We start from the raw sequence: 21,365 nt of genomic DNA on the forward strand, positions 1-21,365 counted from the left end.
GCGCGCCGACGGCCTTCGTCCCGAATGAAAAGAACAAGTCTCCCCCGCTGGCAGCAAGGCGCCGTCGTCGTCCTGCTGCTGCTATTGCTGCTCCGCCTCGTCGGCATGTGGGCGATCCCGCTCACCGACACCACCGAGGCGCGCTACGGCGAAATCGCCCGCAAGATGCTGGAAACCGGCAACTGGGTGACGCTGTGGCACGATTACGGCATCCCGTTCTGGGCCAAGCCGCCCTTGTCCAGCTGGCTGTCCGCCGCCGGCATGGGCCTGTTCGGCGTCAATGAAATCGCCGCGCGCCTGCCCTCGCTGTTGCTGGCCGTCGCCACCCTGGGCCTCAGCGCCCACCTGATGCGCAAGCGCAGCGGCGGCGACGCCGCCATGGCCGCCGCGCTGATCCTGGCCAGCGGCCTGCTCTTCCTCGGCGCCGCCGGCACGGTGATGACCGACCCGGCGCTGCTGTTCTGCGTGACGCTGAGCCAGGCCGCCTTCTGGCACGCGCTGACGCGCGGCAGCCGCGGCTGGGGCTACGTCTTCTTCGTCGGCCTCGGCCTCGGCCTGCTGGCCAAGGGCCCGCTGGCCATCGTGCTGGTGGGCATGCCCATCTTCTTCTGGGTGTTGCTGCGCATGCAGTGGCTGGCGCTGTGGCGCAAGCTGCCGTGGATCAGCGGCACCCTGCTGATGTTCGCCGTCGCCGCGCCCTGGTACGCGCTGGCCGAGCTGCGCACCCCGGGCTTCCTCGATTACTTCATCATGGGCGAGCACGTCAGCCGCTTCCTGGACGCCGGCTGGAAAGGCGACAAATACGGCTTCGCCCACGCCACGCCGCGCGGCATGATCTGGCTGTACGCGCTGGCGGCCATCTTCCCCTGGTCCCTGGCCATGCTGGCCTGGCTGCTCCGCCACGGCGCCAAATTGCCGCGGCTCTGCCGCGACGACGACGGCTGGCTGCTCTACCTGGCGCTGTGGACGCTGATGACCCTGCTGTTCTTCACCCTGTCCGGCAACATCATCTTCCCCTACTCGCTGCCCATGCTGCCGGGCTGCGCGCTGCTGTTCGCCGAACTGTGGCGGCGCGCGCGCGCCGACGGCGCCGAGCGCAGCGCGCTGCCGTGGATCGCCGCGGTCGGCGGTCTGTTGATGCTGGCGCTGCTGGCCTTCAACCACTACGACGGCAATCGCTACCTGCGCACTCAGAAGCAGGTGATCGCCGCCTGGCAAGCGCAAAACCCGAGCAAGGACAGCGCCCTGGTCTATTGGGCCGGCCGCCGCGAGTTCTCCGCCGAGTTCTATTCCCACGGCCGCGCCCGCGCCACTCAGGACCCGCAGCAGCTGCGCGCCTGGCTGGCCGGCAAGCCCGGCAGCTTCATCGTCAGCGACGAGAACGAGCTGGCGCGGCTGCCCGCCGACGTCCGCGCCCGCTTCGCCCCGCTGGGCCGCTTCCAGATCATGAACGACACCGTGCTGCTGCTCGGCGACGCCGCGCGCGCGCAGCCGGCCCAACGCGAGGACGCCCAGCATGACTGAGGCTTTTGTGCCGCCCTATCTATTGGCCCAACGCGCCAAGGAGCGCCCGGCCGACCCGCTGGTCAGCTGCGTGGTGCCGGCCTACAACGAATCCGCCAACATCGTGCCGATGCTGCAAACCCTGCATCAGCTGCTGAACGACGCCGGCTACCGCCATGAGCTGGTGGTGGTGGACGACGGCAGCGGCGACGACACCGTGGAACAGGTGCTGACCCACGCGGCGGAACTGCCGGTGACGCTGATCCAGCTGTCCCGCAACTTCGGCAAGGAGATCGCGCTCACCGCCGGCGTCGACCACGTCCAGGGCGACGTCGCCGTGCTGATAGACAGCGACTTCCAGCACCCGCCGGAAATGGTGCCGGTGTTCCTGCAGGAATGGCGCAAGGGCTACGACATGGTCTACAGCGTGCGCAGCAGCCGCGAAGACGAGCCGCTGGCCAAGCGCCTGTTCACCCGCGTCTTCTACCGGCTGGCCAACAGCGGCAGCCGCCACAAGATGCCGGCGGACACCCAGGACTTCCGCGTGCTGGACCGCTGCGTGGTGGAAGCGTTGCGCCAGATGCCGGAGCGCAACCGCTTCATGAAGGGCTTGTATCACTGGGTGGGCTTCACCCAACGGCCGATGCCTACCCAGACCCGGGAACGCCGCGCCGGTCAAAGCAGCTTCAACTACCGCCGGCTGCTGGACCTGGGCATTACCGGCCTCACCGCCTTCTCCAATATGCCGCTGCGCATCTGGACTGTGATCGGCTGCCTGATTTCGCTGTGCTCCATCGGCTACGCCGCCTGGGAGCTGACCCACACCCTGCTGTTCGGCAACCCGGTCAGCGGCTGGCCGACGCTGGCGGTGGCGATCAGCTTCCTCGGCGGCGTGCAGCTGCTGTCCATCGGCATTCTCGGCGAATACGTCGGCCGCATTTTCGACGAGGTCAAGCAGCGCCCCACCTATCTGGTCAGCCGCATCAGCGGCCGCCGCCAGCCGGGCGCCGGGGACGCGACGGAATGAGCCGCGAATTGTTCTGGTTCGGCGTGGTCGGCGTCTCCGCCATGCTGGTTCACTTCGGCGTGGTGGCCTGGCTGCTGGTGCCGCTGGGCATGGCGCCGCTGCACGCCAATGTGCTGGGTTTTCTGATCGCCTTCCAGGTCAGCTACTGGGGCCATCGTCAACAAACCTTCCAGGCCCGGCACATCCCTCACCGCCAGGCGCTGCCGCGCTTCTTCGGCGTCGCCTGCCTGAGCTTCGTCGTCAACGAGGCGATGTACGCGCTGCTGCTGCGCTTCACCCCGCTGAATTACCGCGCCGCCCTGTTGCTGGTGCTGATCGTCGTGGCGGCGCTGACCTTCGCGCTCAGCAAGCTGTGGGCCTTCCGCGGCCCGTCGACGGCACAAAAACTACACAAAACCCCTTAATTTCCAGCACAAACGGGTATAAAACTTTATCCGCTTGCCGCGGTCACACCCCCCATGACAAAACGACTGACACTCTGCGCCGACGACTTCGCCCAGTCCGACGCCATCAGCGCCGGCATTCTGGAACTGCTGGCCGCCGGCCGCCTGTCCGCCACCAGCGTGATGAGCCAGGCGCCCAGCTGGGCCAGCCGCGCTTCCGAACTGAAAGCCTTCGACGGCAAAGCCGACATCGGCCTGCATTTCAATTTGAGCCATCCCTTTGGCGAACACGTCCGCCCGCTGTCGCATTGGCTGATGAAAAGCCAGCTGCGCCAGCTGTCGCGCCCGATGCTGCGCGATGCCGCGGTCCTGCAAATCGATCTGTTCTGCCAGCATTACGGCCGCTTGCCGGACTTCATCGACGGCCATCAGCATGTGCACGCGCTGCCGGTGGTTCGCGACGCGCTGTTCGAAGCCATCGCCCAGCGCTGGCAAGAGCAGCCGCTGCCTTATCTGCGCTCGCCGGACCGCCTGGGCCACCCCGGCGACAACCGGCTCAAGGCGCTGGTGCTGCGCAGCGTCAGCACCGGCTTCGACGACGGCGCCCGCGAACAGGGCTTCAGCACCACGCCCTGGTTCGGCGGCATGTACTCGTTGACGCCGCAAGCCGACTTCGCCGGACTGATGCAGCAATGGCTAGCGCGCACCCCTGACCGCGGGCTGATCATGTGCCACCCCGGCCATCCGGCCGCCGACAAGGACGATCCGATTGCCGCGACGCGGGAAAAGGAATACCGCTTCCTCGGCAGCCAGGCCTTCGCCGACCTTTGCGGCCAGTACGACGTGGAAGTGGCGCGCTTCGACAAGGCCGCGCCCGCTCCCGCGCCGATGGCGGCCTGAAAGCCGGGCCCCGGCCAAGCCTAGCTGCTCACGCCGCCGGCCAGCTCAACTCCCACGGCCGCGCCAGCTGCTGCAGCGCCGCGCCGCAGGCCTCGGACAAAAAGGCCTCGCCCCGGCTCGGCGGGCAGACGAAGCAGAAGCGCTCGCCCTCCAGTTCGAAACGCAGCGCGTAAGCGTGCAGATAGCCACGATCCGCCGGCGTGCCGCCGTACAGCAGATCGCCCAGTATCGGCGCCGACTGCGACTTCAAGGCCACCCGCAACTGATGCGTCTTGCCGCTTCGCGGCCGCAGCAGGAACAAACGCAGGCCGGGCTGCAGCGAATAGCTGAAAAACTGCGTCACCGCCGGGTTCTGCTGGCTGTTCAGCAAACGCCAGGCGCCGCCGCGCCCCTTGGCCATGTCTCCGGCCACCCTGCCCTGCTTCTTGCCCGGCTTGCGGTCGGACAGCGCCAGGTAATATTTCTCGATCTCGCGGCCGGCGAAGGCCTCGCCCAGCCGCGCCGCCGTCTCGGCCGAACGCGCCACCAGGATCAGGCCGGAGGTGATGCGGTCCAGCCTATGCACCGGCCACACCGCCTCGTCGCCCAAGCCGGCGCGCAAGGCCTCCATCAGGCCGGCCTCCTCGCCGTCGCGGTGGAAGCTGACGCCGGGCGCCTTGTCCAACAGATAGAAACGCGGATCGCTATGCAATAAGGTGAACGCCGCCTCAGGCATCGGCGCCGTCCTGGCGGGATGCCTGGCGCATGCGCTGCTCGGTTTCCATCCGCATCTTCTTGCGGATTTCCGCGTCGCGGAAACGGTGTTGCTGCTCCGTCGTTTCCAGCGTCAGCGGCGGCACCGGCACCGCCTTGCCGTTCTCGAACGCCACCATGGTGAAATAACAGCTATTGGTGTGGCGCACCGTGCGCTTCTGAATGTCTTCCGCCACCACCTTGATGCCCACCTCCATCGAGGTCCGCCCCACGTGATTGACGCTGGCGAGAAAGGTCACCAGTTCGCCGACGTGGATGGCCTGCTTGAACAGCACCTGATCCACCGACAAGGTCACCACGTAACAGCCGGCGTAACGGCTGGCGCAGGCGTAAGCCACCTGGTCCAGCAGCTTCAGCAACACCCCGCCGTGGACATTGCCGGAAAAATTGGCCATGTCCGGCGTCATCAACACCGACATCACCAGTTCGCGCTGGCTCGCCTGATCCACCTGTTGCCCCATGCCTCACTCCCAAAATCGGACCCCGTCCGCCGCCGCTCGCGGCGCTCCGCGTGGTCGCGCAAAGATTCGAAACGGCGTATTTTGCGCTCATAAACTTGTTTTAAACAGTTTCGAGCGAGATTTCCGCCCCCGCCGCTCGCGCAATCGCTTTTGGACAAAAACCCCGCATAGCGGCTAAACTGGAAATATCAAGCTAAGGCAATGAATTCATGAGCATTTCCGGGATATCCAGCTACGGAGGCTATGGCGGCTACGCATTGCAGGCCAGCCATGGCGCCAACTGCCAGTGTCCGGCCTGCCAGCAAAGTCTGGCTAGCGCCGCGACGCCGACGGCGGCCGCCGCTGCGCCCGGAACCCCGGCCGCCGACTCAAGCTCAAGCGCCGCCGATCAGAAAGAGCAAGCCCGGCCCAACGCCACGCTAGGCGCCGACGGCAAGCCGCTGGACGAACAGCAGCAGAAACAAGTGGAAGCGCTGAAGGCGAGAGACAGCGAAGTGCGCCAGCACGAGCAGGCGCATCTGACCAGCGGCGGCGCGCTGGCCGGCGGCGGCGCCACCTACACCTATCAGCAAGGCCCGGACGGCAAGCAGTACGCGATAGGCGGCGAGGTCGGCATCCGCCTGGCGCGGGGCAGCACGCCGCAGGAAACCATTTCCAACGCGCAGACCGTGCAAAGGGCGGCGCTGGCGCCGGCCGACCCGTCCGGCCAGGACCGCGCGGTGGCCGCCGCGGCGGCGCAGATGGAACAACAAGCCCGCATCGAACTGATGCAGCAGCAGGCCGGCAAACAGGGACTGAGCCCGCTGCAGGCGCGGCAGCAAATCAACAGCCCCGAGCGGCAAGGCCCGGGGCTGGGGTCCAAGATCGATACCTACGCCTGAGAAGCTGTTCAAAATCTGCTGCGCGTCGTGAAACGTGACACGGTGAGTACGGCTTCGAAATACGCATGCACCACGAGTACATTCCGCTTTCTCAGCCGCAACGCCTTGTCTCGCCCTTGCTCGCTAGACTTTGAACTGGCCCTGAGAACCAGGCGCCGTTTCTATCACTCCGCCTTGCGCACGCCGCGCGCCAGCCGCAGACCGTTGGCGATCACCACCAGGCTGGTGCCCACGTCGGCGAACACCGCCATCCACAAGCTGGCCAGGCCGAACATGGCCAGGCCGAAAAACACCAGCTTGGTCAGCAGCGCCACCGCGATATTCACCTTCAGCACCCGCGAGGTGCGCCGCGCGTGGCTGAGCAAGTCCGCCAGCTTGGCCAGCTTGTCGTCCATCAGCGCCACGCCGGCGGTTTCCTGCGCGCTGTCGGAACCGGCCGCGCCCATGGCGATGCCCAGGTCGGCGCGGGCCAGCGCCGGCGCGTCGTTGACGCCGTCGCCCACCATCGCCACCGTCTTGCCGGAGGCTTGCAAGCGAACAATGCGCTCCAACTTGTCTTCCGGCAGCAGGCCGCCGTGGGCTTCGACGATGCCGGTCTTCGCCGCCACCGCCTGCGCCACCTGCTGGTTGTCGCCGCTCAACATCACCGTCGCCACGCCCAGCTTGGCCAACTGGCGCAAAGCCGCCGGCGCTTCCGGACGAATCCGGTCCGCCACCGCGATCACGCCCAGCGCGCGCTCGCCCTCCAGCAGCACCAGCGCGCCCTGGCCGGCCAGCTCCAGGCGCGACAGCTCGGCCCGCAGGCCCTCGCTCAAAGCGCCCTGCTCCCGCGCCAGCCGGCTGCTGCCCAAGGCCAGCTTCCGGCCGTCGGCCAGGCCGCTGACGCCGCGTCCGGCCTGCTCGCTGACTTGTTCCGCCTCCGGCCAGGACAGGCCGCGCGCGCTCGCCGCCGCCAACACCGCCTTGGCCAGCGGATGGGTGGAATGCGCGTCCAGGGCCGCGGCCCAGCGCAGCAGTTGATCCTGATCCGCGTCGGCCAGCGCCACCACCTCGGTCACCTGCGGCTCGCCCTCGGTCAGGGTGCCGGTCTTGTCGAAGCACACCGCGTCTATCCGGGCCGCCATCTCCAGCGGCGCGCCGCCCTTGATCAGCAGGCCGTGCTTGGCGGCGGAGGCCAGCGCGCTGACCACGGTCACCGGCGTGGCGATCACCAGCGCGCACGGGCAGGCGATCACCAGCATCACCAGCGCGTTGTAGATCGCCTCGCCCCAGCTCAGCCAACCCAGCAAGGGGGTGGCCACCGCGAACAGCAGCGCGGCCGCCAGCACCACCGGGGTGTAGACCTCGGCGAAGCGGTCGATGAAACGCTGCGTCGGCGCCTTGCTGGCTTGGGCGTTGCGCACGGTGTCGATGATGCGCGCCAGCACGCTGCCGTTGGCCGCCGCCGTGGTCAGCACTTCCACCACGCCGCTGCCGTTGATGCTGCCGGCGAATACCGCGTCGCCCGGCGACTTGTCCACCGGCAGGCTCTCGCCGGTGATCGGCGCCTCGTTGAAGGCGCTGTGGCCTTGCTCGATGCGGCCGTCCAGCGGCACACGCTCGCCCGGACGCACCCGCACTCGGCTGCCCGGCGCCACTTCGGCGGCCGGACGCTCCACCCATTCCCCGCCGCTTTGCAACCAGGCGGTTTCCGGCGCCAGCGACATCAGGGCCTTGACCGCCTCGCCGGCGCGCGCCAGCGACATCGCTTCCAGCCGCTCGGCGATGGCGAACAGGAACAACACCATCGCCGCTTCCGGCCACTGGCCGATCAGCATCGCGCCTATCACCGCCACCGACATCAGGAAATGGATGTTGAGCGTGCGCGTGGACAGCGCGATCCAGCCCTTTTTCAAGGTGGGGATGCCGCCCAGCAGAATGGAAGCCAAGGCCAGCGCCGCGCTGCCCCAGCCCTGATCCGCGCCGCTGAGCCAGGCCACGCCTTCGGAGCCGGCCGCGGCCAGGCCGGACAGCGCCAACAACCAGTTGCTGCGACGCGAAACCTTGGGCTGTTCCACCGGCGCGGAGGCGTCGCTCAGCTCCACCGCCTTCATGCCCACCTTGGCGATGGCCTGCTTAACGCCGTCCAGATTGGGCAGGTCATGGCGCACCAGCAGCACGCGTTCGATGAAATTGAACTCCAGCGCGGCCACTCCCGTCATACCGCCCAGGGCTTTTTCAATCAGCTTGGCCTCGGTCGGGCAGTCCATCGCCTGGATGTGCAGCCTGGCCTGCTGCCGGCCGCCCTCGCCCAAGGACACCGCGCGCGGCGCCTCCGCGTCGTGATCGTGGCCCGAGCAGGCCTTGCCGCCATGATCGTGGTCATGACCATGATCATGGCCGTGCTCGTGGACATGTCCGGCCGCTTGAGCCGGCAACGCCGCCTCCAGTTTGCCTCCGCAGCAATCGTCCGCCGGGCGCGGATCGGGCTTGCCCTCGCCGCCGCGGCAAGATGCGTGGCCGGCGTGCGGCGCGAACCCGCGCCGCCGTCTTTGCGCTGGATGGAACATGGTGGCCTCCCTTGGTCGGATTGATATAGGCTCATTGCAAACCCTATAGTCGCTACAAGGTCAAGCTTTTTTGCTAAAATTTCCTCATCCGGCGGAGAACCGCCGCCACCGCCCGTCGCCGGGCGCCTTGCGGGAGAACTGAGATGCTGATTGGAGAACTGGCGCGCCAGACCGGCTGCGAAGTGGAAACCATCCGTTATTACGAACGCGAGGGCCTGTTGTCCGCGCCGCTGCGCAGCGCCTCGGGCTACCGCCGCTACAACGCCGAGCAATTGGGCGAACTGAATTTCATCCTGCACTGCCGCTCGCTGGGCATGTCGCTGGCCGACATCCGCCAACTGGCCGCGTTCAAGGCCGACTCCTCGCTGGCCTGCGACGACATCAACCAGTTGATAGACCGCCAGGTCAGCAAGGTTCATCAGCAAGTGGAAAGCCTGCGCCTGCTGGAGCAACAGCTGCTGGCGCTGCGCGACCGCTGCCACGACCATCACACCGTGGCGGAATGCGGCATTCTGCAAACCCTGGTGGAAGCGTCCGAAGGCGAGCCTTGCGTCTGCCACACGCCCTTCGGCCAGGACCCCCACCCCCACCCACATTCCATGGAGAAGCAATGACCCGTTTGTTCAAGCCCGCCACCGCCGCCGCGACCCTGTTCGCGCTGGCCCTGTCCGCCTGCACCACCAACCCGCAAACCGGCCAGACCGAGATCAGCAAGACCGCGCTCTACGGCCTGGGCGGCGCGGCCGCCTGCGGACTGGTGGGCGCGCTGACCCATGGCGGCAAAGGCGCCCGCAATTCGGCGCTGGCCTGCGGCGCGATCGGCGCCGGCATCGGCGGCTATATGGATTACCAGGAAAAACAGTTGCGCGAGAAGCTGAAGAACAGCCAGATCGCGGTCGAGCGCATCGGCGACCAGCTCAAGCTGTCCCTGCCCGACAACATCACCTTCCCCACCAACGGCTATCAATTGAACGCCAGGGCGCAAAAGCCGCTGGGCGACATCGCCGGCGTGCTGGTGCAGTTCCCGGACACTTCGATCACCGTGGCCGGCCACACCGACAGCACCGGCGCCGCCGCCTTCAACCAGACGCTGTCGGAGAAGCGCGCCCAGTCGGTGACCGAATACCTGCAAGGCCAGGGCGTCAACTCGGTGCGGGTGCGCACCATGGGCTACGGCGCGGCCCAGCCGGTGGCCAGCAACGCCAGCGACAGCGGCAAGGCGAAAAACCGCCGCGTGGAGATCATGATCACGCCGCAGCAGATGGGTTGAGCGGCGGCAGACCTGCAGGCCCGGCTCCAGCCGGGCTTTTTCGCGCCCGCGCCGGCGGAGCGGCAAAAAAAATGGGCCAACCCACTGGGTCGGCCCTAACAACGCTCGTTTGGGGAGATGAGGAGAAACCACCGCACGCCACCCCACGGGAATGCGGTCACAACAAGTACACACACAAACTACAACAACAAACCTATCAGCGGCGCGGCGAACACCGTCGCCAAACCGCCCAGCATCATGGTCAGGCTGGCCACCACGCCTTCTTCCGCGCCCAGTTCGCTGGCCTTGGCGGTGCCGGCCGCGTGAGCGGCGGCGCCGAACAAGGCCCCGCGCGCCAGGCTGGAGCGCAGCGGCATCCAGGCCAGCATCACTTCGCCCAGCAGCATGCCGCACACCCCGGTCATCACCACGAACACCGCGGTCAGGTCCGGCGAGGCGCCGATGCCGGAGGCCGTCGCCAGCGCGAACGGAGTGCTGATCGATCTCGGCGCCAGGCTACGCTGCAACAGCTCGGACAAGCCCAGCAGGCGCGCCAGCCAGATCGAGCTGAACACCGCCACCGGCATGCCCACCAGCACGCCGCAGCTCAGCGACAGCCAGTGCCGGCGTATCATCGCGCGGTGCTCGTAGATCGGCACCGCGAAGGCCACCGTGGCCGGGCCCAGCATCCAGGTCAGCCAGCGGGTGTCTTCGAAATACACCCGGTACGGCACCTTGGCCAACACCACCAGCGCAATCACCAGCAGCGGCACCGCCAGGATCGGGGCACTCCACCAGTTGCGCTTCTTCAGATAAAACTTTTTGACCAGTCCGTACAAAACAACGGTAATCAGCAGACTGGCCAGTGCGATCTCATGCTCCATGCGTCTTCACCTGTTTCTGGCGGCCATGCCAACGCAGGGCCACCTCCAGCCGGTAACACTTGTCCACCACCCAGGAGGTCGCCGCCATCACCAGCAAGGTGGACAGCACGATCACCGCGACGATGCGCAGCCCGGCGGCCATGATCACGTCCGGGTACTGGATCACCGCCACCACGGCGGGAATGAAGAACAACAGCATTTCGGCCAACAACCAGCGGGCGCCGCTGCGGCACCAGTCCAGCGGCAACCAGCCCAGCCAGAGCGCCGCCAGCACCAGGAACATCCCCAGCACGCCGGCAGGCACCACAGGCAGGAAATGGCTGCTCAACTGGCTGGCCGCGATCCACACCACGCTCAGCAAGGCCACCTGACCGATGGTCAGCGCCACTTGCTTGAATGCGGAAAGATTCGGGTTTGCCATGATTGAGCCACTACACAACACAGGGAGTGTTTCGAGTATAGAGCGCCGGCATACATTCAAAAAATGAATTAAAATTATTTCACGCATTCCAATATGGAATGCACGACCCGGACTAAGGCATCTATGGACATCCGCGCGCTGCGCTACTTCATCGAGGTGGTCAAACGCCAAAGCTTCACCAAGGCGGCCGAGGCCCTCTACGTGACCCAGCCCACCATCAGCAAGATGGTGCGCCAGCTGGAGGAGGAATTGGCCTGCCCGCTGATCCTGCGCGAAGGCCGCAGCTTCCGCCTCACCGACGCCGGCCGCGCCACTTACGAGCGCGGCCTGGACGTGCTGTCGGCGATGAACCAGTTGAAGACCGAGCTGTCCGACCTGTCTGCGCTCAAGCGCGGCGAACTGGTGGTCGGCCTGCCGCCGATGGTGGGCGTGGCCTTCTTCGCGCCGGTGGTCAGCAGCTTCCGTCAGCGCTATCCGCAGATCGAACTGAAGATGGTGGAAGACGGCGCGCTGGCGATCGAGAGCAGCGTGCGCAGCGGCGAGCTGGAAATCGGCGTGGCGGTGCTGCCGGTGGACAATCAGGCTTTCGATCAATTCGCCGTGGTGCGCGACCCTTTATGCCTGGTGGCGCCGGCCGGCTCGGCATGGCGGGGCCAGAGCGTGGTGCGGCTGGAACAGATCGCCGACCAGCCCTTCGTGCTCTATCCCCAGGATTTCACGCTGGCGCGCCGGGTCAGCGACGCCTTCCGCGAACTGGGCCGTCCGCTGCACGTGGTGGGGCGCAGCGCGCATTGGGACTTCATCGTGGAACTGGTGTCGGCCCATATGGGCGTCACCCTGCTGCCGCGCTCCATCGTCGAACGGCTGGACCGCGCCGACTACGACGTGATCCCGCTAGCCGAACCCAAGCTGGTCTGGCATCTGGCGCTGATCTGGCAGAAGAACGGATACTTGTCGCACGCGGCGCGCGCCTGGCTGGCGGTGACGCGCGATGTGCTGGGCGGTTTGGAATAAAGCCAGTCAACTCAAGGAAAACCGAAGATGAAACGATATCTGGGCATCGCCCTGTTCGCGCTGCTGCTGAGCGGTTGCGCCGCCTTGAACTACCAGAAACCCCAAGTCAGCATCGCCGACGTCAAGCCCGGCCGGGCCACGCTGTTCGAACAAAGCTTCGATGTCAGCCTGCGGGTCAGCAATCCCAACAATCTGGCCTTGAACGCCAAGGGCATGACGCTGGAGCTGAACGTGGCCGGCGAGAAGCTGGCCACCGGGGTCAGCAATCAGGCCATCGCGGTGCCGGCGCTGGGCGAGGGCCTGATCACGCTGCAATTGCACACCTCGCTGGCCGGCTGGCTGAAGCAGATAGGCAAGGCGATGGAGGCCGGCAACGGCGGCAAGCTGGAGTACCAGTTGAACGGCACGCTGGAGGACTTGAACGGCATGGGCCGGGTGCCGTTCCGCAGCAAGGGCGAATGGAAGCTGCCCGGCCAATAAACGCCCCCTCGCGGCCTTGCCGGCGCTTCCGGGCCGCCGCTATCTGCCCGCGGCCCCGTCGACGACGGGGCCGGCACTCACTGCCGCGGCACCGCCACGCAGTTGTTGCCCTCGAAGCTGACGGTCTCCACCAGCTGGCTCTTGGGATTGACCACGAAGTTGGTGGTGCAGCTGTAATGGGTGGAGCCGCCGCCTATCATGCCGGTATTGACCCAGCGTCCCGGCGTTTCTATGGTCTTGGTCTGGCCGTTCTCGTTGTAAGTCACCTTGGCGCCCGGCTCGTACACGCGGTTTTCGCGCAGCGGCTCGCGCTGGGTGAACTCCTTGCTGTAGGTGTAGAGCATGTTGCCGTTCGGCATCTTCAGCGTTTTCTGCGGCGCGCCCCACTCCGCCAGCAATTGATTCACGTCGCGGCCCTGCCAGTAGTAAGCCTTCTGCGCATAGCCTTCCTGCGTCGGAAAGGTGCCGCAGGCGGTCAGCAGCAACGCCGACACCATCATCAGTCTTTTCATCCGAAATCCTTCAATCCCCGTTTCACTATCCATAGCATAACAAAACGCCGGCCCCTGAACGGAGCCGGCGCAGTGTGACTGACCATGGGGCCGCGCAAGAGTTTCCCTGCGCGGACAATCCGCTGGTTTACAGACGGAAACGGTTGAAGGTGCTTTGCATCCCGCGCGCCAGATCGTTCAAGGCGCCCAGGGTCTGCATCGCCGATTGCAGCGCGGAGTCGGAATCGATGATCTGGTTGTTGATCGACTCGGTGCTCTGCGCCATCGCCGTGGTGGCGTTGTGCTGCTCGCTGGTGGACAGGGCCACGTCGCCGATCTTGTCCACCACCTGCTGCATCGCCTCGCTGATCGCGGTCAGGCGCGCGCGCGCCTGGGCGGTCAACTCCACGCTATTGTCCACCGCGCCGACGGTGCTGTTCATGTTCTGCACCGCCTTGCCGGTTTCGCCCAGGATGTTTTCCACCATCTGACTGATTTCCACCGTGGCCTGACCGGTGCGCTCGGCCAGCTTGCGCACTTCGTCGGCCACCACCGCGAAGCCGCGGCCCTGCTCGCCGGCGCGCGCGGCTTCGATCGCCGCGTTCAAGGCCAACAGATTGGTCTGGTCGGCGATGTCGCGGATCACGTTGGTGATCTTGGAAATCTCCTGCGAACGCTGCTCCAAGGACGCCAGCAGGCCGGACAGCTCGCCCACCGATTCGCTGGTGCGCGACATCTCGCTGCTGATGCGCTGCATGTCGTTGGCGCTTTCGCGCGAATGCTCGCCGGTATTGCGCGCCAGGCTGTCGGTTTCGCGGGTGGCGTCGGCGATGTGGGAGATGCTCACCGTCACTTCCTCGATCGCCGCGGCGTTGGAGCTGGAAATGTCAGCCAGCACGTGGGAGTCGTCGGCCAGGCGCTTCACCGCGCCGCTGACTTCGATCACGCCCTGAGTCAGTTGTCCGGCCTCGTCGCGCAATTCGCGGAACATGCCGTTCAGGCGTTGCACGAACTGGTTGAAGGCCTGCGCGGTCTGCGCCACCTCGTCCTCGCCGGCCACTTCGATGCGGCGGGTCAGATCGCCTTCGCCCTGGGAGATTTCGCGCATCGCGTCGCGCACCTGGAACAGGCCCTTGAGCAGGCGGCCCAGATAGGCAGAGCTGAAGGTCAGCATCACCGCCAGCACGATGGCGACGGCGCCGGCAATCAGCCAGATGATGCCGTTGACCTGGGAGGAAATCACCTCCTCGTCCGCGGCCACGCCCATCACCCAGTCGGAGCCGGCGATAGGCCGCAAGGCCACCATATAGGCGCCGCCGTCGATGTCCACGCTCTTGGCCTGGTCGCTTTGCAGCAGGCTGGCGAACGCGGCCTCGTCCAAGGCCGGAATCACGCTGCCTATGGGCTTGAGCTCATTGCCCGGCTTGGGATAGGCGATGATCTTGCCCTGCTTGGTCAGCAGGAAGGCGTGGCCCTTGCCGGCCAGCTTGATGTCCAGCACCGACTTGACCAGCTTGTCGATCAGGATGTCGCCGCCCACCACGATGTCCTGGCCCTTGACCTTGTCGGCGATGGTGATCACCAGCTTGTCCTTGGTTTCCGGCTCGGAGTCCTTGTACGGATCGGTGACGATCAGGCCGTCCTGGGCCTTGGACTGCTGGAACCACGGCCGCTGCGCCGGCTGGTAGTCGGCGCTGGGCTTGGGACGCCCCGGCACCGAATACTTCATGTCGCCGGTGACGCCGTTGCCGGCGTAGATCACGTTGAAGCCGCCGCCCTTGGCCAGCTGCTGCAGATAGTAGCTGACCTGCGCGTCGTCGGCGTGGCTGAGGCTGGCGCTGATCAGGTTCCTGCGGACCGACAGCCATTCGGACACGAAGCCGCCCTGCAGTTGGGCGACCTGGTTGATCTCGCGCTCCGCCTCTTGGTAAGCGTGGGCGCGGATGTTCAGGCAGGCGGTGATGGTGATGCTGAGCGTGGCGACCAGAATGGACACCGCTGTCAGCAGCGTGAGCTTGTGACGGATGGAGCGCATGATAAGCCGTTGCTGATAAAAGCGTTATTATCCGTCATACGAGATGTCATGCATTGTTAAAAATAACAATGTCTTTAAATATTTGCGCATGTTTTAAATCAAATTAAGAGCTCAATCATGCGTTTCAAATATTCAGGGCGGCCGCAAACCTGGTTTTGCCGATTCTCGCGTCACAAAATGTCGACAATTTGCCCTAACAACGACAATTGCACCCCAATTTGAGCGATACTGGCGCCTGGACGCCGTCACGGCAATGGACGGCGCCCGGTTATTAGACAGAAAGGGGCCAAGATGAGTAAAAGCGGCAACCGGTCGCAAACCTTTCAGAACATCGTCGACGCCAGCCTGCAGCTGTTCAATCAGGAGGGCGAACGCGTCATCACCACCAACCATATCGCCGAGCGGATGAACATCAGCACCGGCAAGCTGTACTATCACTTCCGCAACAAGGAAGAGATCATCAGCGAGCTGTACCAGCGCTACGTCAAGGGCATGGCGGAACAGCTGTCCGCCGCGCTCCGGCACAGCAACTCGATCGAGGCGATGGTGGGCGCGATGGAAAAAACGCTGCGCCACATCTGGAGCTTCCGCTTCCTGCCCAAGAGCATGCCCAGCCTGTACTACCTGCACCCGGAACTGGCGGAAAACCACCAGCAGCTGTCGCGCGGCCAGTTGGCCGGCAGGCTGGCCCAGTTGTTCGCCCGTCTGCGCGAACAGGGGGTGCTGCTGGGCGACGACAAGCAACTGGCCCACCTGGTTCAGCACTTTCAGATGGTGCAGACCGGCTGGGTGACCACGCTCAAGCACTCCGCCACGCCCAGCGAGCTGGAGCGCATGGTGAAAGACGGCTGTCGCAGCCTGCTCTATCTGCTGACGCCCTACGTCGATCCGCGCTACCGGCCGCCGTTCGACCGCGTCTGCGCGCGCTACGCCTGAACGGCGGCGCATAAAAAAACACCCCTGGCCAACCAGGGGTGTTTTGCATGCGGCCTTAGAATCCATCCACGATCTCGCGAGCTAGAACAAGCGCAGCAGATCGTGAACAGGTTCTTAGATCATGCCCTTGCTTTTCAGCAACTCGAACATGGTCTTGCCGATTTCCGCCGGGCTGCGGGTGTAGGCGATGCCGGCCTTCTCGAAGGCCTTGAACTTCTCTTCCGCCGTGCCCTTGCCGCCGGAGATGATGGCGCCCGCGTGGCCCATGCGCTTGCCCTTCGGCGCGGTCACGCCGGCGATGTAGCCGACCACCGGCTTGGTCACGTAGGACTTGGCGAACTCGGCCGCCTCTTCCTCGGCGGAACCGCCGATTTCGCCGATCATCACGATGGCGTCGGTGTCCGGATCATCCTGGAACAGCTTCAGCGCGTCGATGTGGCTGGTGCCCGGGATCGGGTCGCCGCCGATGCCGATGCAAGTGGACTGGCCCAGGCCCAGAGCGGTGGTTTGCGCCACGGCTTCATAGGTCAGGGTGCCGGAACGGGACACGATGCCGATGCGGCCCGGGTTGTGGATGTGCCACGGCATGATGCCGATCTTGCACTCGCCCGGGGTGATGATGCCGGGGCAGTTCGGGCCGATCAGGCGGATGCCGGCTTCGTCGACGGCCTTCTTCACGTAAAGCATGTCCAGGGTGGGCACGCCTTCGGTGATGCAGACGATCAGCTTCACGCCGCTGTCGATGGCTTCCAGGATGGAGTCCTTGGCGAAGGCTGCGGGCACGTAGATCACCGAGGCGTCGGCCTGGGTCTGACGCACGGCGTCCTTCATGGTGTTGAACACCGGCAGGCCCAGGTGCTCGGAACCGCCCTTGCCCGGGGTCACGCCGCCTACGACCTTGGTGCCCACTTTCAGCGCCTGCTCGGCGTGGAAAGTGCCGTTCTTGCCGGTGAAGCCTTGCACCAGCACTTTGGTGTCTTTGTTTACCAATACGCTCATTTTGTATTCCTCAGCTCAGTGCGGGTCTCAGGCAGCGGCCTTGACGGCGGCGACGATCTTCTCGGCAGCGTCGTTCAGACCCTGGGCGGAAGTCAGTTTCAGACCGGAGTCGTCCAGGATCTTGGCGCCCAGCTCGGCGTTGTTGCCTTCCAGACGCACCACTACCGGCACGGTCACGTTCACTTCCTTCACCGCGGCGATGATGGCTTCGGCGATCATGTCGCAACGCACGATGCCGCCGAAGATGTTGATCAGCACGCCCTGCACCGAGGTGTCGGCCAGGATCAGCTTGAAGGCTTCGATCACGCGCTCCTTGGTGGCGCCGCCGCCCACGTCCAGGAAGTTGGCCGGCTGGCCGCCCTTCAGCTTGATGATGTCCATGGTGGCCATCGCCAGGCCGGCGCCGTTCACCATGCAGCCGATATTGCCTTCCAGCGCCACATAGTTCAGATCGAACTCGGAAGCCTTCACTTCGCGTTCGTTTTCCTGGCTCTTGTCGCGTTGCGCCAGCAGTTCCGGGTGGCGGTACAGGGCGTTGGAGTCCAGGTTGATCTTGCCGTCCACGCAGGCCAGCTGGCCGTTTTCGCGCAGCGCCAGCGGGTTCACTTCGAACAGGGCGAAGTCGTTCTCGACGAAGGCCTTGTAGGAGCCCAGCATCAGCTTGGTGAAGGCGGCAACCTGCTCGCCCTTCAGTTCCAGCGCGAAAGCGGCGTCGCGAGCCTGGAACGGCTGCATGCCCACCAGCGGATCGACCTCGATCTTGATGATCTTTTCCGGGGTTTCCTCGGCCACTTTCTCGATTTCCACGCCGCCTTCGGTGGAGACCATGAACACCACGCGCTGGCTGCCGCGGTCAACCACGGCGCCCAGGTAGAGCTCGCGCTGCACCGGGTACATGTCTTCGCACACCAGCACGCTGTTCACCGGCTGGCCGGCGGCGTCGGTCTGGTAGGTCACCAGGTTCTTGCCGATCAGGCCCTTGGCCACTTCGGCGGCTTCTTCGCGGCTTTTCACCACTTTCACGCCACCGGCCTTGCCGCGGCCGCCGGCATGCACCTGGGCCTTGACGACGGCGAACTTGCCGCCCAGTTTGTCATAAGCGGCAGCGGCTTCTTCCGGCGTGGCGGCCAGAATGCCCTGTTGCACCGGCAGGCCGTACTTGGCCAGCAGCTCTTTCGCTTGGTATTCGTGCAGGTTCATCTATGGTTTCCTTTCGGAGAAATGGATGGCGGGCTGAAACCGACGCCCCTATTTCTTTGAGTCGCTTGTAAACCTTGAATGTATCTGGCGCGCGGCGCTTACCCCCCAGGCTAAACGCCGCCGCCGCATACTCCGTCAACCGGCCCCCGAGGGAGCCGTTTTGCCGGGCCGTGCGCGATTGTACACGACCCGGCGAACGCTCAACCGTGCAAAGCGCGCTTGTCGGCGGCCAGGGCGGCTTCGTGTATCACTTCCGACAAGGACGGGTGGGCGTGGACAATGCGCGCCAGGTCTTCGCTGGCGGCCTTGAACTCCATCGACACCACGCCCTCGCTGACCAGCTCGGACACCATCGGACCTATCATGTGCAGGCCAAGGATGCGGTCGGTCTTGGCGCAGGCCAGGATCTTGACCGTGCCTTGCGCCTGGCCCAGGCCCAGCGCGCGGCCGTTGGCGCCGAAGCCGGAAGAGCCCTTTTTGTACTCGACGCCTTCGGCCTTGAGCTGCTCCTCGGTCTTGCCGACCCAGGCGATCTCCGGAGAAGTGTAGATCACCCAAGGAATCACGCCGAAGTCCACGTGCGGCTTCTGGCCGGCGATGCGCTCGGCCACGGCCACGCCCTCTTCCGACGCCTTGTGCGCCAGCATCGGGCCGCGCACCACGTCGCCGATCGCCCAGACATTGGGCAGATTGGTGTGGCAGTGATCGTCCACCGCCACGAAGCCGCGCTCGTCCAGCTGCAGGCCCACCGCTTCGGCGCCCAGGCCTTGGGTGTTGGGCACGCGGCCGATGGAGACGATCAGCTTGTCGAACTCGGCCTTGACCGCTTCGCCGTTCAATTCGTAGTTGACGGTGACGCTCTTCTTGCCGGCCTTGACTTCGCCGATCTTGACGCCCAGCTTGATGTCCAGCCCGGTGTCCTTGGTCAGCGTCTTGAACGCTTCCTTGGCGATCTGCTGGTCGGCGGCGGCGAGGAAGGTCGGCATCGCTTCCAGAATGGTCACCTCGGCGCCCAGACGCTTCCAGACCGAGCCCATTTCCAGACCGATCACGCCGGCGCCGATCACGCCCAGGCGCTTGGGCACGTCCGTCAGCGCCAGCGCGCCCTCATTGTCCAGCACCAGCTTGTTGTCGGTGGCCAGGCCCGGCAGCGCGCGCGGGCTGGAGCCGGTAGCCACGATCACGTGGCCGGCTTCCAGGGTGTCCACCACCTTGCCGCCGTCGCTGACTTCGATCACCCACTTCTCGCCCTGGCGGCCCTTGAAGGCGGCCAGGCCGTGGATGTTGGCAACCTTGTTCTTCTTGAACAGGAAGCTGATGCCGGCGGCGTTCTTGGTGATGATGTCGGTCTTGCGCGAAATCATCTGCGCCACGTCCATCTTGGCGCCGGAAACGCTGATGCCGTGCTTGGCGAAGTCATGCTGCACCGCGTGGAAGTTTTCCGACGACTGCAGCAAGGCCTTGGACGGAATGCAACCGACGTTCAGGCAGGTGCCGCCCAGCGACGCCTTGCCTTCCGGGTTCTTGAACGCGTCCACGCAGGCGGTGTTGAAGCCCAGCTGGGCGGCGCGGATGGCGGCTACGTAGCCGCCGGGGCCGCCGCCGATCACCACTACATCAAACGATTGGCTCATCTTGTTTTCCTTTGTCGGTGGCGGGCGCGCGGCCCGCCGGCTGCCGGGTCTACTTGCCGACCTTCAGCAGCAGAATGCCGAATGCGATCATGAACAGACAGAGAATGCTTTTGCCGATCAGGCTGTACAGGTCTTCGCGAACGCCGTTTTGGCGTTTTTTCCAGGTCAGCCAGCCTATGGCCACGCCGGCCAGGATGGCGGCGATTCCGTAAAACCAGTCGGGCAACTGCATTCAAGCTCCATTCATCGCAAGACAGGCCGGGAGCGTGCCCCCGGCCGCGGGTGATTACAAGTCGAGGATCAGGCGGGCCGGATCTTCAATCGCGTCCTTGATCGCCACCAGGCTCAGCACGGCTTCGCGGCCGTCGATGATGCGGTGGTCGTAGGACTGGGCAAGATACATCATCGGACGCACCACCACTTGACCGTTCTCAACCACGGCGCGCTCCTTGGTGGCGTGCATGCCCAGGATCGCGGACTGCGGCGGGTTGATGATGGGGGTGGACATCATCGAACCGAAGGTGCCGCCGTTGGAGATGGTGTAGGTGCCGCCGGTCAGCTCTTCCACGGTCAGCTTGCCTTCCTGGGCGCGCTTGCCGAATTCGGAGATCTGCTTCTCGATGTCGGCCAGGCTCAGTTGGTCGGCGTTGCGGATCACCGGCACCACCAGGCCGCGCGGGCTGCCCACGGCCACGCCGATGTCGAAGTAGCCGTGGTAGATGATGTTGTTGCCGTCCACCGAGGCGTTGACGATCGGGTATTTCTTCAGCGCGGCGACTACGGCCTTGACGAAGAAGCCCATGAAACCCAGCTTGATGCCGTGCTCTTTCTCGAAGCGGTCCTTGTACTTGGCGCGCAGATCCATCACCGGCTTCATGTTCACTTCATTGAAGGTGGTGAGGATGGCGTTGGTCTGCTGCGACAGGATCAGGCGCTCGGCCACGCGCTGGCGCAGACGGGACATCGGCACGCTCTGTTCCGGACGGTCGGACAAGATGGCGGCGACATTGACCGCGGCCGGGGTGGCGGACAGCGCGGCGCCGGCGGCGGCCGGAGCCAGCACCGGACCGGCCTGGGCCGGGGCGGCTTGCTTGGCGGCCTGCACGTCTTCCTTCAGCACGCGGCCGTCGCGGCCGGAACCGGCCACTTTGGACAGGTCCACGCCGGTTTCGGCGGCCAGCTTGGCGGCGGACGGCATGGCGGCGGCGCCTGCCGGGGCGGCGGCGGGCGCCGGAGCGGCTGCCGGAGCCGGCGCGGCTGCCGGGGCCACGTCGCCGGCCTTGGCGGCGGTGTCGATCTTGGCGATCAGCTGGCCGGACACCACGGTGGCGCCGTCCTCTACGATGATTTCAACGATCACGCCTGCCTGGGGCGCCGGCAGTTCCAGCACCACCTTGTCGGTTTCCAGGTCGATCAGGTTCTCGTCGCGGCTGACGGCTTGGCCAACCTTCTTGTGCCAGCTCATCAGCGTGGCTTCGGATACGGACTCGGGCAGTTGCGGGACGGTGACTTCAATCAGCATGTTCTTCTCCATGTAGAGGCAGCCCTCCGGCTGCCTCGAACTC

Annotated in this window: 22 protein-coding genes; 10 read left to right on the plus strand and 12 right to left on the minus strand. The window is 65.4% G+C overall.

All coding sequences use genetic code 11. The annotated features are described in order from the left end of the window. Positions 1–24: 24 nt before the first annotated feature. The 4 genes from VK98_RS19505 to VK98_RS19520 are packed head-to-tail and all read left to right on the plus strand — an operon-like array spanning position 25 to position 3,813. Positions 25–1,524, plus strand: coding sequence for a glycosyltransferase family 39 protein (locus VK98_RS19505; RefSeq protein ID WP_048415636.1), 1,500 nt, complete (start codon positions 25–27; stop codon positions 1,522–1,524). Next, positions 1,517–2,530: a glycosyltransferase family 2 protein gene (locus VK98_RS19510; protein ID WP_048415637.1), complete on the plus strand. Its 1,014-nt coding sequence runs from the start codon at positions 1,517–1,519 to the stop codon at positions 2,528–2,530. Before VK98_RS19505 ends, VK98_RS19510 begins: the two co-directional genes overlap by 8 nt. Beyond that, positions 2,527–2,934, plus strand: a complete 408-nt coding sequence (locus tag VK98_RS19515; protein WP_048415638.1) for a GtrA family protein — start codon at positions 2,527–2,529, stop codon at positions 2,932–2,934. Before VK98_RS19510 ends, VK98_RS19515 begins: the two co-directional genes overlap by 4 nt. 54 nt (positions 2,935–2,988) lie before the next feature. Beyond that, positions 2,989–3,813 carry a ChbG/HpnK family deacetylase gene (locus tag VK98_RS19520; RefSeq protein WP_048415639.1) on the plus strand — a complete coding sequence of 275 codons (825 nt, stop codon included), beginning with the start codon at positions 2,989–2,991 and terminating at the stop codon, positions 3,811–3,813. Positions 3,814–3,841: 28 nt separating this feature from the next. Here the strand turns inward: VK98_RS19520 and VK98_RS19525 are convergent, their stop codons facing one another. Both VK98_RS19525 and VK98_RS19530 read right to left on the minus strand, forming a co-directional pair. Next, the gene (locus tag VK98_RS19525) at positions 3,842–4,528 is read right to left on the minus strand and encodes a TIGR01621 family pseudouridine synthase (protein WP_048415640.1); all 687 of its coding nucleotides are present in this window, start codon (positions 4,526–4,528) and stop codon (positions 3,842–3,844) included. Further along, complete coding sequence (locus VK98_RS19530; RefSeq protein ID WP_048415641.1) at positions 4,521–5,027, minus strand: acyl-CoA thioesterase; 507 nt, start codon at positions 5,025–5,027, stop codon at positions 4,521–4,523. Before VK98_RS19530 ends, VK98_RS19525 begins: the two co-directional genes overlap by 8 nt. A gap of 209 nt (positions 5,028–5,236) precedes the next feature. Between VK98_RS19530 and VK98_RS19535 the strand changes: the two genes are divergently transcribed. Next, the gene (locus VK98_RS19535) at positions 5,237–5,908 is read left to right on the plus strand and encodes a putative metalloprotease CJM1_0395 family protein (RefSeq protein ID WP_053077496.1); all 672 of its coding nucleotides are present in this window, start codon (positions 5,237–5,239) and stop codon (positions 5,906–5,908) included. 164 nt (positions 5,909–6,072) lie between these two features. Here VK98_RS19535 and VK98_RS19540 read toward each other — a convergent pair whose 3' ends face one another. Then, positions 6,073–8,457, minus strand: a complete 2,385-nt coding sequence (locus VK98_RS19540) for a heavy metal translocating P-type ATPase (RefSeq protein ID WP_082159143.1) — start codon at positions 8,455–8,457, stop codon at positions 6,073–6,075. A gap of 143 nt (positions 8,458–8,600) precedes the next feature. Here VK98_RS19540 and VK98_RS19545 point away from each other — a divergent pair, with 143 nt between their 5' ends. Both VK98_RS19545 and VK98_RS19550 read left to right on the plus strand, forming a co-directional pair. Continuing rightward, complete coding sequence (locus VK98_RS19545) at positions 8,601–9,071, plus strand: Cd(II)/Pb(II)-responsive transcriptional regulator (protein WP_048415642.1); 471 nt, start codon at positions 8,601–8,603, stop codon at positions 9,069–9,071. Continuing rightward, the gene (locus tag VK98_RS19550) at positions 9,068–9,727 is read left to right on the plus strand and encodes an OmpA family protein (protein WP_048415643.1); all 660 of its coding nucleotides are present in this window, start codon (positions 9,068–9,070) and stop codon (positions 9,725–9,727) included. Before VK98_RS19545 ends, VK98_RS19550 begins: the two co-directional genes overlap by 4 nt. A 179-nt stretch (positions 9,728–9,906) precedes the next feature. On the opposite strand, the gene VK98_RS19555 is transcribed toward VK98_RS19550, so the two are convergent. Then, the gene (locus VK98_RS19555; RefSeq protein WP_048415644.1) at positions 9,907–10,590 is read right to left on the minus strand and encodes an LrgB family protein; all 684 of its coding nucleotides are present in this window, start codon (positions 10,588–10,590) and stop codon (positions 9,907–9,909) included. Continuing rightward, positions 10,580–11,011, minus strand: coding sequence for a CidA/LrgA family protein (locus VK98_RS19560; protein WP_048415645.1), 432 nt, complete (start codon positions 11,009–11,011; stop codon positions 10,580–10,582). Before VK98_RS19560 ends, VK98_RS19555 begins: the two co-directional genes overlap by 11 nt. 123 nt (positions 11,012–11,134) lie before the next feature. Here VK98_RS19560 and VK98_RS19565 point away from each other — a divergent pair, with 123 nt between their 5' ends. Both VK98_RS19565 and VK98_RS19570 read left to right on the plus strand, forming a co-directional pair. Beyond that, positions 11,135–12,025 carry a LysR family transcriptional regulator gene (locus VK98_RS19565; RefSeq protein WP_048415646.1) on the plus strand — a complete coding sequence of 297 codons (891 nt, stop codon included), beginning with the start codon at positions 11,135–11,137 and terminating at the stop codon, positions 12,023–12,025. 27 nt (positions 12,026–12,052) lie between these two features. Next, positions 12,053–12,505: an LEA type 2 family protein gene (locus tag VK98_RS19570; protein ID WP_048415647.1), complete on the plus strand. Its 453-nt coding sequence runs from the start codon at positions 12,053–12,055 to the stop codon at positions 12,503–12,505. A gap of 77 nt (positions 12,506–12,582) precedes the next feature. Here VK98_RS19570 and VK98_RS19575 read toward each other — a convergent pair whose 3' ends face one another. Further along, on the minus strand, positions 12,583–13,017 hold the full coding sequence (locus VK98_RS19575; RefSeq protein WP_081574618.1) for a hypothetical protein: 435 nt from the start codon (positions 13,015–13,017) through the stop codon (positions 12,583–12,585). Between the two features lie 127 nt (positions 13,018–13,144). Next, positions 13,145–15,031 (minus strand): methyl-accepting chemotaxis protein, encoded by a 1,887-nt coding sequence (locus VK98_RS19580; RefSeq protein WP_048415648.1) that lies wholly within the window; start codon positions 15,029–15,031, stop codon positions 13,145–13,147. A 291-nt stretch (positions 15,032–15,322) separates the two neighbouring features. Here VK98_RS19580 and VK98_RS22985 point away from each other — a divergent pair, with 291 nt between their 5' ends. Continuing rightward, complete coding sequence (locus VK98_RS22985; RefSeq protein ID WP_053077497.1) at positions 15,323–15,967, plus strand: TetR/AcrR family transcriptional regulator; 645 nt, start codon at positions 15,323–15,325, stop codon at positions 15,965–15,967. A 114-nt stretch (positions 15,968–16,081) separates the two neighbouring features. Here the strand turns inward: VK98_RS22985 and sucD are convergent, their stop codons facing one another. The 5 genes from sucD to odhB form a co-directional block, all read right to left on the minus strand. Next, positions 16,082–16,966 (minus strand): succinate--CoA ligase subunit alpha, encoded by an 885-nt coding sequence (gene sucD, locus VK98_RS19590; RefSeq protein ID WP_043592732.1) that lies wholly within the window; start codon positions 16,964–16,966, stop codon positions 16,082–16,084. A 27-nt stretch (positions 16,967–16,993) separates the two neighbouring features. Beyond that, a complete protein-coding gene (gene sucC, locus VK98_RS19595) occupies positions 16,994–18,166 on the minus strand; it encodes an ADP-forming succinate--CoA ligase subunit beta (protein WP_048411387.1) in 1,173 nt (390 codons plus the stop codon). A 200-nt stretch (positions 18,167–18,366) separates the two neighbouring features. Continuing rightward, the gene (gene lpdA, locus VK98_RS19600) at positions 18,367–19,800 is read right to left on the minus strand and encodes a dihydrolipoyl dehydrogenase (RefSeq protein WP_048415649.1); all 1,434 of its coding nucleotides are present in this window, start codon (positions 19,798–19,800) and stop codon (positions 18,367–18,369) included. 49 nt (positions 19,801–19,849) lie between these two features. After that, complete coding sequence (locus tag VK98_RS19605) at positions 19,850–20,032, minus strand: hypothetical protein (protein WP_019103256.1); 183 nt, start codon at positions 20,030–20,032, stop codon at positions 19,850–19,852. Positions 20,033–20,086: 54 nt separating this feature from the next. Next, complete coding sequence (odhB, locus tag VK98_RS19610; protein WP_048415711.1) at positions 20,087–21,322, minus strand: 2-oxoglutarate dehydrogenase complex dihydrolipoyllysine-residue succinyltransferase; 1,236 nt, start codon at positions 21,320–21,322, stop codon at positions 20,087–20,089. Positions 21,323–21,365 lie beyond the last annotated feature (43 nt).

Origin of the sequence: Chromobacterium sp. LK11 (assembly GCF_001043705.1) — a bacterium.
In the GTDB taxonomy this organism is placed as follows: Bacteria; Pseudomonadota; Gammaproteobacteria; order Burkholderiales; family Chromobacteriaceae; genus Chromobacterium; species Chromobacterium alkanivorans.